General features: G+C 56.3%; 9 protein-coding genes. 7 read left to right on the top strand and 2 right to left on the bottom strand.

Going from position 1 to position 14,058, the window contains the following annotated elements; genetic code table 11:
- The first annotated feature begins 9 nt into the window (after positions 1-9).
- Both gudD and AC4OVU_RS17350 read left to right on the top strand, forming a co-directional pair.
- Positions 10-1,347 carry a glucarate dehydratase gene (gene gudD / locus AC4OVU_RS17355; RefSeq protein WP_032619132.1) on the top strand — a complete coding sequence of 446 codons (1,338 nt, stop codon included), beginning with the start codon at positions 10-12 and terminating at the stop codon, positions 1,345-1,347.
- A gap of 77 nt (positions 1,348-1,424) precedes the next feature.
- On the top strand, positions 1,425-2,570 hold the full coding sequence (locus AC4OVU_RS17350; RefSeq protein WP_110292597.1) for a glycerate kinase: 1,146 nt from the start codon (positions 1,425-1,427) through the stop codon (positions 2,568-2,570).
- Positions 2,571-2,620: 50 nt separating this feature from the next.
- Here the strand turns inward: AC4OVU_RS17350 and barA are convergent, their stop codons facing one another.
- Complete coding sequence (gene barA, locus AC4OVU_RS17345) at positions 2,621-5,380, bottom strand: two-component sensor histidine kinase BarA (protein WP_110292596.1); 2,760 nt, start codon at positions 5,378-5,380, stop codon at positions 2,621-2,623.
- Between the two features lie 57 nt (positions 5,381-5,437).
- On the opposite strand from barA, the gene rlmD reads away from it, so the two are divergent.
- The 5 genes from rlmD (at position 5,438) to eno (ending at position 13,120) form a co-directional block, all read left to right on the top strand.
- Entirely contained in the window at positions 5,438-6,736 is a 1,299-nt protein-coding gene (gene rlmD, locus AC4OVU_RS17340) for a 23S rRNA (uracil(1939)-C(5))-methyltransferase RlmD (protein ID WP_110292595.1), read from the top strand.
- 51 nt (positions 6,737-6,787) lie between these two features.
- Positions 6,788-9,019: a GTP diphosphokinase gene (relA, locus tag AC4OVU_RS17335; RefSeq protein ID WP_110292594.1), complete on the top strand. Its 2,232-nt coding sequence runs from the start codon at positions 6,788-6,790 to the stop codon at positions 9,017-9,019.
- A 67-nt stretch (positions 9,020-9,086) separates the two neighbouring features.
- On the top strand, positions 9,087-9,878 hold the full coding sequence (gene mazG / locus AC4OVU_RS17330; protein ID WP_017382826.1) for a nucleoside triphosphate pyrophosphohydrolase: 792 nt from the start codon (positions 9,087-9,089) through the stop codon (positions 9,876-9,878).
- A 223-nt stretch (positions 9,879-10,101) separates the two neighbouring features.
- Entirely contained in the window at positions 10,102-11,739 is a 1,638-nt protein-coding gene (gene pyrG, locus AC4OVU_RS17325) for a glutamine hydrolyzing CTP synthase (protein ID WP_003862718.1), read from the top strand.
- Between the two features lie 82 nt (positions 11,740-11,821).
- Positions 11,822-13,120 carry a phosphopyruvate hydratase gene (eno, locus tag AC4OVU_RS17320; RefSeq protein WP_110292593.1) on the top strand — a complete coding sequence of 433 codons (1,299 nt, stop codon included), beginning with the start codon at positions 11,822-11,824 and terminating at the stop codon, positions 13,118-13,120.
- 52 nt (positions 13,121-13,172) lie between these two features.
- Here the strand turns inward: eno and AC4OVU_RS17315 are convergent, their stop codons facing one another.
- On the bottom strand, positions 13,173-13,997 hold the full coding sequence (locus tag AC4OVU_RS17315; RefSeq protein ID WP_015571725.1) for a MurR/RpiR family transcriptional regulator: 825 nt from the start codon (positions 13,995-13,997) through the stop codon (positions 13,173-13,175).
- Positions 13,998-14,058: the final 61 nt, after the last annotated feature.

Raw genomic sequence — 14,058 nt, 5'->3', positions numbered from 1 at the left:
GATCGAACGATGAGCACATTTTCTACCCCTGTAGTCACCTCCATGCAGATCATTCCTGTCGCGGGACATGACAGCATGCTGATGAACCTGAGCGGCGCCCATGCGCCGTTCTTCACCCGTAATATTGTGGTGATCAAGGACAACTCAGGGCATACCGGTGTCGGTGAAATCCCGGGCGGGGAGAAGATCCGTAAAACGCTGGAGGACGCCATTCCGCTGGTGGTGGGTAAAACGCTGGGCGAGTACAAAAATGTGCTGACTCGCGTGCGTACGACCTTTGCCGATCGTGATGCGGGTGGCCGTGGTCTGCAAACGTTTGATCTGCGCACCACTATCCATGTGGTCACGGGCATTGAAGCCGCGATGCTGGATCTGCTGGGCCAGCATCTTGGCGTCAATGTCGCCTCCCTGCTGGGCGACGGCCAACAGCGCAGCGAAGTGGAAATGCTCGGCTACCTGTTCTTTATCGGCAACCGCAAACTTACCCCGCTGCCGTACCAGAGCCAGCCGGACGAAAAATGCGACTGGTATCGTGTGCGTCACGATGAAGCGATGACCCCGGACGCGGTAGTGCGCCTGGCGGAAGCCGCGTATGAAAAATATGGCTTTAATGACTTCAAGCTGAAAGGCGGTGTACTGGCGGGTGAAGAAGAAGCAGAGGCGATCGCCGCGCTGGCGAAGCGCTTCCCGCAGGCGCGCGTCACGCTGGATCCGAACGGTGCCTGGTCGCTTGATGAGGCGATAAAAATCGGTAAGCAGCTTAAAGGCGTGCTGGCCTATGCGGAAGATCCGTGCGGTGCAGAGCAGGGGTTCTCCGGACGTGAAGTGATGGCGGAGTTCCGTCGCGCCACCGGGCTGCCAACCGCCACCAACATGATCGCGACCGACTGGCGTCAGATGGGGCACACGCTCTCGCTGCAATCGGTGGACATTCCGCTGGCAGACCCGCACTTCTGGACGATGCAGGGCTCGGTTCGCGTGGCGCAGATGTGCCATGAGTTCGGCCTGACCTGGGGCTCGCACTCCAACAACCACTTCGACATCTCGCTGGCGATGTTCACCCACGTGGCGGCTGCCGCGCCGGGCAACATTACCGCCATCGACACCCACTGGATCTGGCAGGAGGGCAACCAGCGCCTGACCAAACAGCCGTTTGAAATCAAAGGCGGTATGGTACAGGTTCCTGCTACGCCGGGTCTGGGCGTAGAGCTGGATATGGACCAGGTCATGAAAGCGCATGAGCTGTACCAGAAACACGGCCTGGGGGCGCGTGATGACGCGCTGGCGATGCAATACCTGATCCCAGAGTGGACATTCGACAATAAACGTCCGTGCATGGTACGATAAGCGCATTGGGACCGCTCCCATGGGTGGTCCCTTACGTGGTGTATGCTTAACGTAACTAACATGCGTAAGGATGGCTTATGAAAATTGTTATCGCTCCGGACTCGTATAAGGAAAGCTTGAGCGCGCTGGAGGTGGCGACAGCGATAGAGGTCGGTTTTCGCGACATTTTCCCGTCAGCGGACTATGTCAAATTACCGGTTGCCGATGGTGGCGAAGGGACGGTTGAAGCGATGGTGGCAGCCACGCATGGGCGTCTTGTCCATGTTCCCGTTACCGGGCCTTTGGGTGAACGCGTGGAAGGGTTTTTCGGGTTATCCGGAGACGGGAAAAGCGCCTTTATCGAGATGGCGGCAGCGAGCGGTCTGGAGCTTGTTGCTCCCGCAAAGCGTAACCCGTTAATCACCACCTCCTGGGGAACCGGGGAACTGATCCGTCATGCGCTGGATGCGGGCGTTAAGCATATCATTATTGGCATTGGAGGCAGCGCGACCAATGACGGTGGCGCAGGCATGGTGCAGGCGCTGGGCGTAAAACTGCTGGATGCGAAAGCGCAGCCCGTAGGGCCGGGCGGCGGCGAACTGGCAAGCCTTGCACATATCGATCTTAGCGGGCTGGATAAGCGGCTGGCAGACTGTCGAATTGAAGTGGCCTGCGATGTAACCAACCCTCTGATCGGCGAGACAGGCGCTTCTGCGGTATTTGGTCCGCAGAAAGGGGCGACGCCGGAGATGATCAGGACGCTGGACAACGCGCTGGCGCATTACGCAAAAATTATCGCCCGGGATCTGGATATTGACGTCTTAAACCTGGCGGGGGGCGGTGCGGCTGGCGGAATGGGGGCGGCGCTGTATGCATTTTGCGGCGCACAGCTCCGTCAGGGGATTGAGATTGTCACCGATGCCCTGCATCTTGATGAACAGGTCGCGGACGCCGATCTGGTGATCACGGGCGAAGGGCGTATCGACAGCCAGACGATCCACGGCAAAGTGCCCGTTGGCGTGGCGAGAGTCGCGAAACGCTATAACAAGCCAGTTATCGGCATTGCCGGCAGCCTGACGGCGGATGTTGGCGTGGTGCATGAGCATGGACTGGATGCCGTATTCAGCGTGATCTACACCATCTGCTCGCTGGAGGATGCGCTGGAAAATGCGCAACAGAATGTACAGATGGCCGCAAGGAATATTGCGGCGGTGATAAAGATGGGGCAGGGGATGTCGCGTTAACGTTCGTGCTCCTGTAGGCCCGGTAAGCGAAGCGCCACCGGGCTTTGGTCTTAGCTCCCCAACACCTTCATTGCTTCCCGCGTCACGTTGTCCATCTCGTCCAGCAGCTCCAGGAACTCCGGTTCGAGATCGGATTCTGGCGTACCCGCGCGGAGCTGCTGTTCAAGCAACTGGCAGAGATTTTTCAACCGCGGTACGCCGCTGTAGCCGCAGCTGCCATGCAGTTTATGAATGGCTTCCAGCAGTCCTTCGGGGTTTTCACCCACCAGCTGTTCTTCAACCTTGTTACGGATCTCAGGCAGGAAGTCCACCAGCATTTGCAGCATATCGCGGGCCAGATCGGGTTTGCCCGCCGCCTGGCGCAGCGCCAGTTGCCAGTCAAACGTGGCATTCTGGTTAACGCTGATCTCCGGCGATTCAGCTGTAATGGTGTATGTCCCGCCAATGTGCCCCGGCTTGTAGCGCAGCAGCAGGCTGTGCAGCTTCTCTTCGTCGATCGGTTTCGCCAGATAATCGTTCATGCCCGCACCCAGCAGTTTCTCCTTTTGCCCCGCCATCGCGTGCGCCGTCACGGCAATCACCGGCGTCTGCTGCTGGTGCGGAAGCTGGCGAATCAACTCGCAGGCGCGGATGCCATCCATGCCCGGCATCTGAATATCCATCAGGATCAGGTCGAACTGCATCTGTTTGGCTTGTTCCACGGCTTCGGCGCCGCTGGTACACAGCTCAACATGCTGAACCTGATCCTCAAGCAGCACGCCAATCAGCTTCAGGTTCGCCGGGTTGTCGTCCACGGCCATCACCGTCATCGGCAGCTTATGTTCGTCGTTTTCCAGCGGCAGGGACTGACGCGTCAGACGGCAATATTCGGTCAGCGCAGGTAACAGCCGTGTGGCGGTGAGGGGTTTCAGCAGACACGCCGCCGCTCCGTCGTTTTTCAGCTCTTCGGCGTTGATTTGGGCGTGGCACGGCAGCGCCAGCAGCAGGTAGTCCGTCATTGAGGCCGCCTTCGCCAGGCGTTCCTGCTGCATGGTCAGTTCTCCGGTAAACGTCACCGGAATCCCCAACAACAGGATATCGTAATGATCGTTCGCCAGCGCGGAGAAGGTCGGGCTGTAGATGACCTCCAGCGGCGTGCTGCTTAATACATCCAGCGTACACTGCGCCGCCGCGGCGTTCGGTTCCACATAGGCCAGACGCATCCCCTTCAGGCACCCGGTGACCGGGCCGTCGGTCTGCACGTTCGGGTTAAGATCAAGGTTGATATGGAACCAGAAGGTTGAGCCCCGGTTAGGCTGGCTGTGGAAGGAGATATCACCTCCCATCTCTTTCACCAGCTTTTGGGTGATCACCAGCCCCAGGCCCGTTCCGCCGTGACGACGGGAAATGCTCGCATCGGCCTGGCGGAAAGCCTGGAACAGACGCGTCTGATCGCGCTCCGGAATACCAATGCCGGTATCCCGGATCTGCACTTCAATCTGGACTTTGTTATTACTGAGCGCCCTTTTTTCGACCAGAATGTCGATGTTGCCGCTCTCGGTGAACTTAATCGCGTTGCCCACCAGATTGGTAATGACCTGTTGCAGGCGCAGCGGGTCGCCAATGACGTTATCCGGCACATCATTTTTAATATTGAGCGTCAGTTCCAGACCCTTATCATGCGATGAGTGGGCAAGAAGCGTGACCACGTCATCCAGCGTGCTGCGCAGCGGGAAGGGAATACTCTCCAGAATCAGCTTGCCCGCTTCCAGCTTCGAGAAGTCCAGTACGTCGTTAATAATGGTCAGCAGGTTGTTGGCTGAGCGTTCAATGGTATGCAGATGGTCACGCTGGGTCGGGTTCAGCTCGCTTTTGAGCGTCAGACGGGTGAAGCCAATCACCCCGTTCAGCGGCGTGCGCAGCTCGTGCGACATGTTCGCCAGGAACTCAGACTTAATACGTGCCGCCTCCTGCGCACGTTTTTTCGCCAGATCCAGCTCCACGTTCTGGATCTCCATCTGCTCCAGCGTTTCGCGCAGGTCAGAGGTGGCCTGGTCAACGTTGTGCTGCATCTCTTCGTGATAAGCCGCCAGCGACATCGCCATTGAGTTGATGCCATTTTTCAGCATATCCAGCTCGCCGAGCATAAAGCCTTCCACGCGGCTGTCGAGCTGACCCCGGCGGATCCGGTCAACGGTATTCACCATGTTGCGGATAGGCCCCGTGACGTCGCGCATCAGTCGCCAGCCGAAGATCAGCGCGATGCCGATGCAGAACAGCATCATCACGCCGGAGATGAATATTTCTTTGTACTGCTGGAGCCGTACCGACTTAAGATCCAGCTCCAGCGCCACATATCCCAGCATATTATTGCTGGACTTCGCATCGGACTGGGCGGATTCATCGGGTGAATAGCTTTCGGAGATAATCGGCGTGCGCAGGATCTCGATATCGCCGCGCCGCAACACCGTAAGATGACGCGGGAAGGGGGTACCATCCGGGATTTTCAGCGACGTGGGATCCAGATGGAAATTCGAGGTGACGAACAGACGGTTATGCTCATCGTAAACGGAAATGGCGCGCACAATCTCTGAATGACGGCGGTGCAGCACGCTGATTAACTGACCAATGGATTCACGGTTTTGCAGGTTCATACCGTACTCGCTGGAGACGGCCAGCGGTTCGATAATGCTGGCCCCGGCATCTTCAAGCTGTCTCTGCAAATCGTTATAGCGATGCACCACAAAGAAAATGCTCAGCAGCAAACCGATGAGAACGGTAGGAGCGAGGATCAAAATCATCATGCGCGCGCGCAGGCTGTAGTTGGTCATGGAGTTCCGTTATGGGACAATCAGGCTAATTATGTTTATTTGAGAACAATCTCGGCGATGGCGCAATTCTACTCTGCAAAACGACGCGTGACGACGCGTCAGATCATAACTGTTGAAGCCACGGACCTCGATCCTTTTGGACAGGGGGTGGCGCGTCACAAGGGTAAGGCACTGTTTATCACAGGTTTGCTGCCAGGAGAACGCGCAGATATTACGCTGACGGAAGAAAAACGTCAGTATGCGCGCGGTCAGGTCAAGCGCCGACTTAATGATAGCCCGGAGCGCGTGATGCCTCGCTGCCCCCATTTTGGCGTCTGCGGTGGCTGCCAGCAACAGCATGCCAGCACAGAATTACAGCAAAAAAGTAAAAGCAGCGCGCTGGCCCGCCTGGTCGGACACGACGTGAATGACATCATTGCCGATCGGCCCTGGGGCTACCGTCGCCGCGCTCGCCTGAGCCTCAGCTACCAGTCCAAAACCGAGCGGCTGGAGATGGGTTTTCGCAAAGCCGGCTCCAGCGATATCGTCTCTGTCACGCAGTGCCCTGTTTTGGTGCCCCATCTTGAGGCGTTGCTCCCGGACGTGCACCACTGTCTTGCATCGCTGGATGGCGTGCGTTCGCTGGGCCATGTCGAACTGGTGCTGGCCAACAGTGGCCCGCTGATGGTACTGCGCCACACCGCGCCGCTGTCAAAGGCAGATCGCGAAAAACTGGAACGCTTTTCGCATTCTCATGAGCTTGCGCTTTTCCTCGCGCCGCAAAGCGAGATACTTGAGCAGGTCAGCGGAGAAGCGCCCTGGTATGCGTCAGACGGGCTACGCTTAACGTTCAGCCCGCGGGATTTTATCCAGGTTAACGACGGCGTGAACCAGCAGATGGTGGCGAACGCGCTGGCGTGGCTGGACGTACAGCCCACTGACCGGGTGCTCGATCTGTTCTGCGGTATGGGGAACTTTACCCTGCCGCTGGCCCGCAAAGCAGCAAGCGTGGTCGGGGTGGAAGGCGTTGAGGCGCTGGTGGTGAAAGGCCAGGAAAACGCCCAACAGAACGGCTTGCAAAATGTGACATTTTTTCATCAAAATCTTGAGGATGATGTTACTCAGCAACCGTGGGCTAAGCAGGGCTTTGATAAGATCCTGCTCGACCCGGCGCGCGCAGGTGCGCCGGGCGTGATGCAGCATATAATTAAACTCGCGCCTGAACGCGTGGTCTATGTTTCCTGTAACCCGGCGACGCTTGCCCGTGACAGCGAAGCATTATTGAGCGGGGGTTACCAGATTCGACGTCTGGCAATGCTGGACATGTTCCCGCACACTGGTCATCTGGAATCGATGGTGTTGTTCGAGCACATCTAATGAGTTTGGCTTGTCGACTTCGACAGGCCCTTGTCCCTAAAGGAGAGGACGATGGTTGCGGTAAGAAGTGCACATTTAAATAAAGCTGGTGAGTTTGACCCTCAAAAATGGATCGCAAGTCTGGGGATTTCCAGCCAGCAGTCGTGTGAACGCTTAACCGAAACCTGGGCCTATTGTTTACGCACAATGCAGGGGCATCCGGACGCTGAACTGCTGTTGTGGCGCGGCGTGGAGATGGTTGAAATTCTCTCCATGCTGAACATGGATATCGAAACGCTACAGGCCGCACTGCTGTTCCCCCTGGCGGACGCCGACGTGGTGACGGAAGACGTCCTGCGTGAAAGCGTCGGCCAGTCCGTCGTGGCGCTTATCCACGGCGTGCGTGACATGGCAGCCATTCGTCAGCTTAAAGCCGCGCAAACGGACTCTGTCTCTTCCGAGCAGGTGGATAACGTCCGTCGCATGCTGCTGGCGATGGTAGATGATTTCCGCTGCGTGGTGATCAAGCTGGCCGAACGGGTTGCCCATCTGCGTGAAGTGAAGGATGCGCCGGAAGACGAGCGCGTCCTGGCCGCTAAAGAGTGTACGAATATCTATGCGCCGCTGGCGAACCGTCTCGGTATCGGGCAACTGAAGTGGGAGCTGGAAGATTACTGCTTCCGCTACCTGCATCCGGCGGAATACAAACGCATTGCAAAATTGCTGCACGAACGCCGCATTGACCGCGAGCACTATATCGAGGAATTTGTCAGCGGGCTGCGCCAGTCGATGAAAGAGGAGAATGTGCGCGCCGAGGTCTACGGGCGTCCAAAGCACATCTACAGCATCTGGCGCAAAATGCAGAAGAAACATCTCGCCTTTGACGAGCTGTTTGACGTGCGCGCCGTACGTATCGTGGCGGAGCGTCTCCAGGACTGCTATGCCGCGCTGGGGATAGTGCATACTCACTTCCGCCATCTGCCGGATGAGTTCGATGACTACGTCGCCAACCCCAAACCAAACGGCTATCAGTCTATTCATACCGTGGTGCTCGGCCCTGGCGGCAAAACGGTGGAAATTCAGATCCGTACCAAACAGATGCACGAAGACGCCGAGCTGGGCGTGGCGGCGCACTGGAAATACAAAGAGGGTACCTCCGGTGGCGGTCGCTCCGGTCACGAGGACCGTATCGCCTGGCTGCGTAAGCTGATTGCGTGGCAGGAAGAGATGGCCGACTCCGGCGAAATGCTCGACGAAGTGCGCAGTCAGGTCTTCGACGATCGCGTCTACGTCTTTACCCCGAAAGGGGATGTTGTTGATTTGCCGGCAGGCTCCACGCCGCTCGATTTCGCCTACCACATCCACAGCGATGTGGGACACCGTTGCATCGGGGCGAAGATCGGCGGACGTATCGTACCGTTTACCTACCAGCTCCAGATGGGCGATCAGATTGAAATCATCACCCAGAAGCAGCCAAACCCAAGCCGCGACTGGCTGAATCCGAACCTCGGTTACGTTACCACCAGCCGTGGGCGCTCTAAAATCCACGCCTGGTTCCGCAAGCAGGATCGTGACAAGAACATCCTTGCCGGTCGTCAGATCCTGGACGACGAGCTGGAACATATCGGGATAAGCCTGAAAGAGGCGGAGAAATTCCTGCTGCCGCGCTACAACTTCAACGAGCTCGACGAACTGTTAGCGGCGATTGGTGGCGGCGATATCCGCCTGAACCAGATGGTGAACTTCCTGCAAGCGCAGTTCAACAAGCCAAGCGCAGCGGAGCAGGATGCGGCAGCGCTGAAACAACTCCAGCAGAAAACCTACGCTCCGCAGCAGCGCAGTAAGGACAATGGCCGCGTGGTGGTTGAAGGGGTGGGTAACCTCATGCACCATATTGCCCGCTGCTGCCAGCCGATCCCGGGAGACGATATTGTCGGCTTTATCACCCAGGGGCGTGGGATCTCGATTCACCGCTCCGACTGCGATCAGCTTGCAGAGCTGCAATCGCATGCGCCGGAACGTATCGTGGAAGCCGTCTGGGGGGAGAGCTACTCGGCGGGTTACTCGCTGGTGGTGCGCGTCACTGCCAACGACCGCAGCGGCCTGCTGCGCGACATCACCACCATTCTCGCCAACGAGAAGGTCAACGTGCTGGGCGTTGCCAGCCGCAGCGATACCCGCGAGCAGCTTGCCACCATCGATATGACTATCGAAATCTATAACCTTCAGGTGCTGGGCCGCGTACTCGGCAAACTGAACCAGGTGCCGGATGTGATTGACGCGCGTCGTCTGCACGGCGGCTAAACATCCTCTTCTGTAGGCCGGGTAAGGCAACGCCGCCACCCGGCTCAGGCATTTAATGGAATCTGTTATGACTCAAATCGACCGCCTGCTTGGCATCATGAAACGCCTGCGCGACCCGGAAAACGGCTGCCCGTGGGATAAAGAGCAGACTTTCGCCACCATTGCGCCTTACACGCTGGAAGAGACCTACGAAGTGCTGGACGCGATTTCGCGCGAAGATTTCGACGACCTGCGCGGTGAGCTGGGCGACCTGCTGTTCCAGGTGGTGTTCTACGCGCAGATGGCGCAGGAAGAGGGGCGCTTTAACTTTGACGATATCTGCGCCGCTATCAGCGACAAGCTGGAGCGTCGTCATCCGCATATTTTTGGCGATGCCTCCGCAGGCAACAGTGCGGAAGTGCTGGCGCGCTGGGAGCAGATAAAAAGCGCCGAACGCGCTGAAAAATCCCAGCACTCGGCGCTGGACGACATTCCCCTGAACCTTCCCGCGCTGATGCGCGCGCACAAAATTCAAAAGCGCTGCTCGGCGGTAGGGTTTGACTGGAACTCTCTCGGCCCGGTGCTGGAAAAAGTGCACGAAGAGATCGACGAAGTGATGCATGAAGCGCAGCAGGCCGTTGTGGATGAAGCAAAGCTGGAAGAGGAGATGGGCGATCTGCTGTTTGCGACCGTCAACCTTTCGCGCCACCTCGGTGTAAAAGCGGAAACCGCCCTGCAAAAAGCGAACATTAAATTCGAACGACGCTTTCGCGAAGTTGAGCGGATTGTGGCCTCGCGCGGCCTGGAAATGAGCGGGATTGACCTCGACGCGATGGAAGAAGTCTGGCAGGAAGTAAAACGCCAGGAACATGATCTCTAACGAGATTTTGCGATCAAGCGCAATTTGTGTGATTTTTTAAATGACAAGCGCTTGATTTGCGTCAAAAACATTTACCCAAAAGGGGCTATTTTCTCACTCCTTATGTTTGTCATGGCCTGGAGTGGAGACGGAGAATGAAAGTTTGTGGCGCTCGTCGTGTTCGGGTATACTACTTTCCCGTCCTGGTTATTCCATCGTTTCACCCTAACTTCTCAGGTTCAGCATGACAACGAACTATATTTTTGTGACCGGCGGGGTCGTATCCTCTCTGGGTAAAGGCATTGCCGCAGCCTCCCTCGCAGCCATTCTTGAAGCCCGTGGCCTCAATGTGACCATGATGAAACTGGATCCGTACATCAACGTCGATCCTGGCACCATGAGCCCAACCCAACACGGGGAAGTGTTCGTTACTGAAGACGGCGCTGAAACCGATCTGGATCTTGGCCACTACGAGCGTTTCATCCGTACCAAAATGACCCGTCGTAACAACTTTACGACTGGCCGTATCTACTCTGACGTTCTGCGTAAAGAGCGCCGTGGTGACTACCTGGGCGCGACCGTGCAGGTCATCCCACACATCACTAACGCCATCAAAGAACGTGTCCTTGCCGGTGGCGAAGGGCATGACGTTGTGCTGGTTGAAATCGGCGGTACCGTAGGGGATATCGAATCCCTGCCGTTCCTCGAAGCGATTCGTCAGCTGGCGGTAGATATTGGTCGTGAGCACGCGCTGTTCATGCACCTGACGCTGGTGCCTTACATGGCGGCAGCAGGTGAAGTGAAAACCAAACCGACTCAGCACTCTGTTAAAGAGCTGCTCTCCATCGGTATTCAGCCTGACATCCTGGTTTGCCGTTCCGATCGCGCGATTCCGGCGAACGAACGCGCGAAAATTGCATTGTTCTGTAACGTGCCTGAAAAAGCCGTTATTTCAATGAAAGATGTCGATTCCATTTATAAAATCCCGGGCCTGTTGAAATCACAGGGTCTGGACGATTATATTTGTAAACGATTCAGCTTGAACTGTCCGGAAGCTAACCTGTCTGAATGGGAGCAGGTGATTTACGAAGAAGCCAATCCGGGCGGCGAAGTGACTATCGGTATGGTCGGCAAGTACATCGAACTGCCGGATGCCTATAAGTCAGTTATCGAAGCGCTGAAACACGGTGGTCTGAAGAATCGCGTCTCTGTGAACATCAAGCTGATTGATTCACAGGATGTGGAGACGCGCGGCGTTGAAATTCTTAAAGATCTGGATGCTATCCTCATCCCTGGCGGCTTCGGCTACCGTGGTGTTGAAGGCAAGATCGCCACTGCACGCTATGCGCGTGAAAACAATATTCCATACCTCGGTATCTGCCTGGGTATGCAGGTTGCGCTGATTGAATTTGCGCGCAACGTAGCGGGAATGGAAAACGCGAACTCTACGGAATTTGTGCCAGACTGTAAGTACCCTGTTGTGGCGCTGATTACGGAATGGCGCGACGAAGACGGTAACGTCGAAGTCCGTACCGAGAAGAGCGATCTGGGTGGCACCATGCGTCTTGGCGCACAGGCCTGCCAGCTGTCCGACGATAGCGTGGTACGCAAGCTGTACGGCGAGCCGGTCATCACCGAGCGCCATCGTCACCGCTATGAAGTCAACAACATGTTGTTGAAACAAATTGAAGCTGCGGGTCTGCGTGTTGCGGGCCGTTCCGGGGATGATCAGTTAGTCGAGATCATCGAAGTGCCTAACCATCCGTGGTTCGTGGCCTGCCAATTCCACCCGGAATTTACTTCAACGCCGCGTGACGGGCATCCGCTGTTTGCAGGCTTCGTGAAAGCCGCCAGCGAGTACCAGAAGCGTCAGGCGAAGTAAAAAAAGTTAGAACGGCAACGCGTACCTTTGGTACGCGTTGTTTGTCTGGAGTTTTAGTTTAACTTGTACTGAGGAAAATCTAATGTCCAAAATCGTTAAAGTCATCGGTCGTGAAATCATCGACTCCCGTGGTAACCCGACCGTTGAAGCTGAAGTTCATCTGGAAGGTGGTTTCGTCGGTATGGCAGCGGCTCCATCAGGGGCTTCTACAGGTTCCCGCGAAGCGCTGGAACTGCGTGATGGCGACAAATCCCGTTTCATGGGCAAAGGCGTACTGAAAGCGGTTGGCGCTGTTAACGGTCCTATTGCTCAGGCTATCGTTGGCAAAGATGCTAAAGATCAGGCTGGCATCGACAAGATCATGATCGATCTGGACGGTACTGAAAACAAATCTAACTTCGGTGCGAACGCAATCCTGGCCGTTTCCCTGGCGAACGCCAAAGCGGCAGCGGCAGCTAAAGGCATGCCACTGTTCGAGCACATCGCTGAACTGAACGGCAACCCAGGCAAATACTCCATGCCTGTACCAATGATGAACATCATCAACGGTGGTGAGCACGCAGACAACAACGTTGATATTCAGGAATTCATGATTCAGCCAGTTGGCGCGAAAACCCTGAAAGAAGCGGTACGTATGGGTTCTGAAGTGTTCCACAACCTGGCTAAAGTTCTGAAAGCTAAAGGCATGAACACGGCTGTTGGTGACGAAGGCGGCTACGCGCCAAACCTGGGTTCTAACGCAGAAGCACTGGCTGTTATCGCTGAAGCGGTTAAAGCAGCAGGCTACGAGCTGGGCAAAGACATCACCCTGGCGATGGACTGCGCAGCATCTGAATTCTACAAAGACGGTAAATACGTTCTGGCCGGCGAAGGCAACAAAGCGTTCACCTCTGAAGAGTTCACCCACTTCCTGGAAGACCTGACCAAACAGTACCCAATCGTTTCTATCGAAGACGGTCTGGACGAGTCTGACTGGGATGGTTTCGCATACCAGACCAAAGTACTGGGCGACAAAATCCAGCTGGTTGGTGACGATCTGTTCGTAACCAACACCAAGATCCTGAAAGAAGGCATCGAGAAAGGCATCGTTAACTCCATCCTGATCAAATTCAACCAGATCGGTTCTCTGACCGAAACGCTGGCTGCGATCAAAATGGCGAAAGACGCTGGCTACACCGCGGTTATCTCTCACCGTTCTGGCGAAACTGAAGACGCTACCATCGCTGACCTGGCTGTTGGTACCGCTGCTGGCCAGATCAAAACCGGTTCTATGAGCCGTTCTGACCGTGTTGCTAAATACAACCAGCTGATTCGTATCGAAGAAGCGCTGGGCGAAAAAGCACCTTACAACGGTCGTAAAGAGATCAAAGGCCAGGCATAAGCCTGAACCTTCGTTCTTATGAAAAAACCCGCTTCGGCGGGTTTTTTGTTTTCTATAGCAGAAGCGGCAACGTGGCGCTTGCCGTTTGCTGGCTGACGTCACCGTAATGGCTGTCTACTGCAATAAGGGAAGTGGTTAGCAGTTCAACCAGCAGCATCACGCCAACCTTGGCGTTGAGCGCACCCGCGCTCAGCGGTCCCTCTGGCTTGGCTGCAACCAGCTGCAAATCGCTCAGGGAGGCCAGCGGGCTGCGAGGCGTATTGCTGAGCGCCAGTACCTTAACGCCGCGCTTGCGGGCGAGTTTCACCACGTGAAGCAGATCCCGTGTAGAGCCGGAACTTGAGATGGCCACCACCAGCGTCTCTTTCGAGAGCGTCGTCGCATTCATGGCGGCGCGATGCATATCGCTAAACAGCTGTGCAGGTTTGCCGAGTCGCAGCAGCTTGTAATGCAAATACTCCCCCAGAATCGCGCTGGCCGCCACTCCGTAAATTTGCACTGACTGCGCCTGATGCAGGGCCAGTGTCGCCTGTTCAAGCTGGGCCCGGTCGAGGAGTTTTGCGGTATCTTGCAGCGCCTGGACAGACTCATCCACCACGTTATCTATTGCATCTCCTGCCTGACGCTCCGGCAAACCCTGCTGAATATCCAGCGCAAGCGCCATTTTAAATTCGTTATATCCCTTACAGCCCAGCGTGCGGCAAAGGCGTGTGACGCTGGCCTCGCTGGTGCCGCTTTCACGCGCCAGCTCGGTGATCGTCAGGTAGAGCACCCTGGCAGGATCGTTGAGGACAAACTCCCCCAGTTTTTGTTGCGTTGGGCTGTACCCGGAAGCCTCCTGGCGTAGCTTCAGCAGCAGGTTTTCATGGTCCGACATGCTAGATCCTTAATGCGTTTCTCTGCCAACTAGTGTGGCGGAAAGCGGGGGAGAGATGCCA

It is taken from the genome of Enterobacter sp. 6722112, assembly GCF_058661685.1.
This window is presented reverse-complemented; position numbering and strand designations above follow the sequence as displayed.

Excerpts from the sequence above, each read along its gene's own strand:
- gudD (WP_032619132.1), top strand. The coding sequence starts at position 10 with ATGAGCACATTTTCTACCCCTGTAGTCACCTCCATGCAGATCATTCCT.
- AC4OVU_RS17350 (WP_110292597.1), top strand. The coding sequence starts at position 1,425 with ATGAAAATTGTTATCGCTCCGGACTCGTATAAGGAAAGCTTGAGCGCG.
- barA (WP_110292596.1), bottom strand. The coding sequence starts at position 5,380 with ATGACCAACTACAGCCTGCGCGCGCGCATGATGATTTTGATCCTCGCT.
- rlmD (WP_110292595.1), top strand. The coding sequence starts at position 5,438 with ATGGCGCAATTCTACTCTGCAAAACGACGCGTGACGACGCGTCAGATC.
- relA (WP_110292594.1), top strand. The coding sequence starts at position 6,788 with ATGGTTGCGGTAAGAAGTGCACATTTAAATAAAGCTGGTGAGTTTGAC.
- mazG (WP_017382826.1), top strand. The coding sequence starts at position 9,087 with ATGACTCAAATCGACCGCCTGCTTGGCATCATGAAACGCCTGCGCGAC.
- pyrG (WP_003862718.1), top strand. The coding sequence starts at position 10,102 with ATGACAACGAACTATATTTTTGTGACCGGCGGGGTCGTATCCTCTCTG.
- eno (WP_110292593.1), top strand. The coding sequence starts at position 11,822 with ATGTCCAAAATCGTTAAAGTCATCGGTCGTGAAATCATCGACTCCCGT.
- AC4OVU_RS17315 (WP_015571725.1), bottom strand. The coding sequence starts at position 13,997 with ATGTCGGACCATGAAAACCTGCTGCTGAAGCTACGCCAGGAGGCTTCC.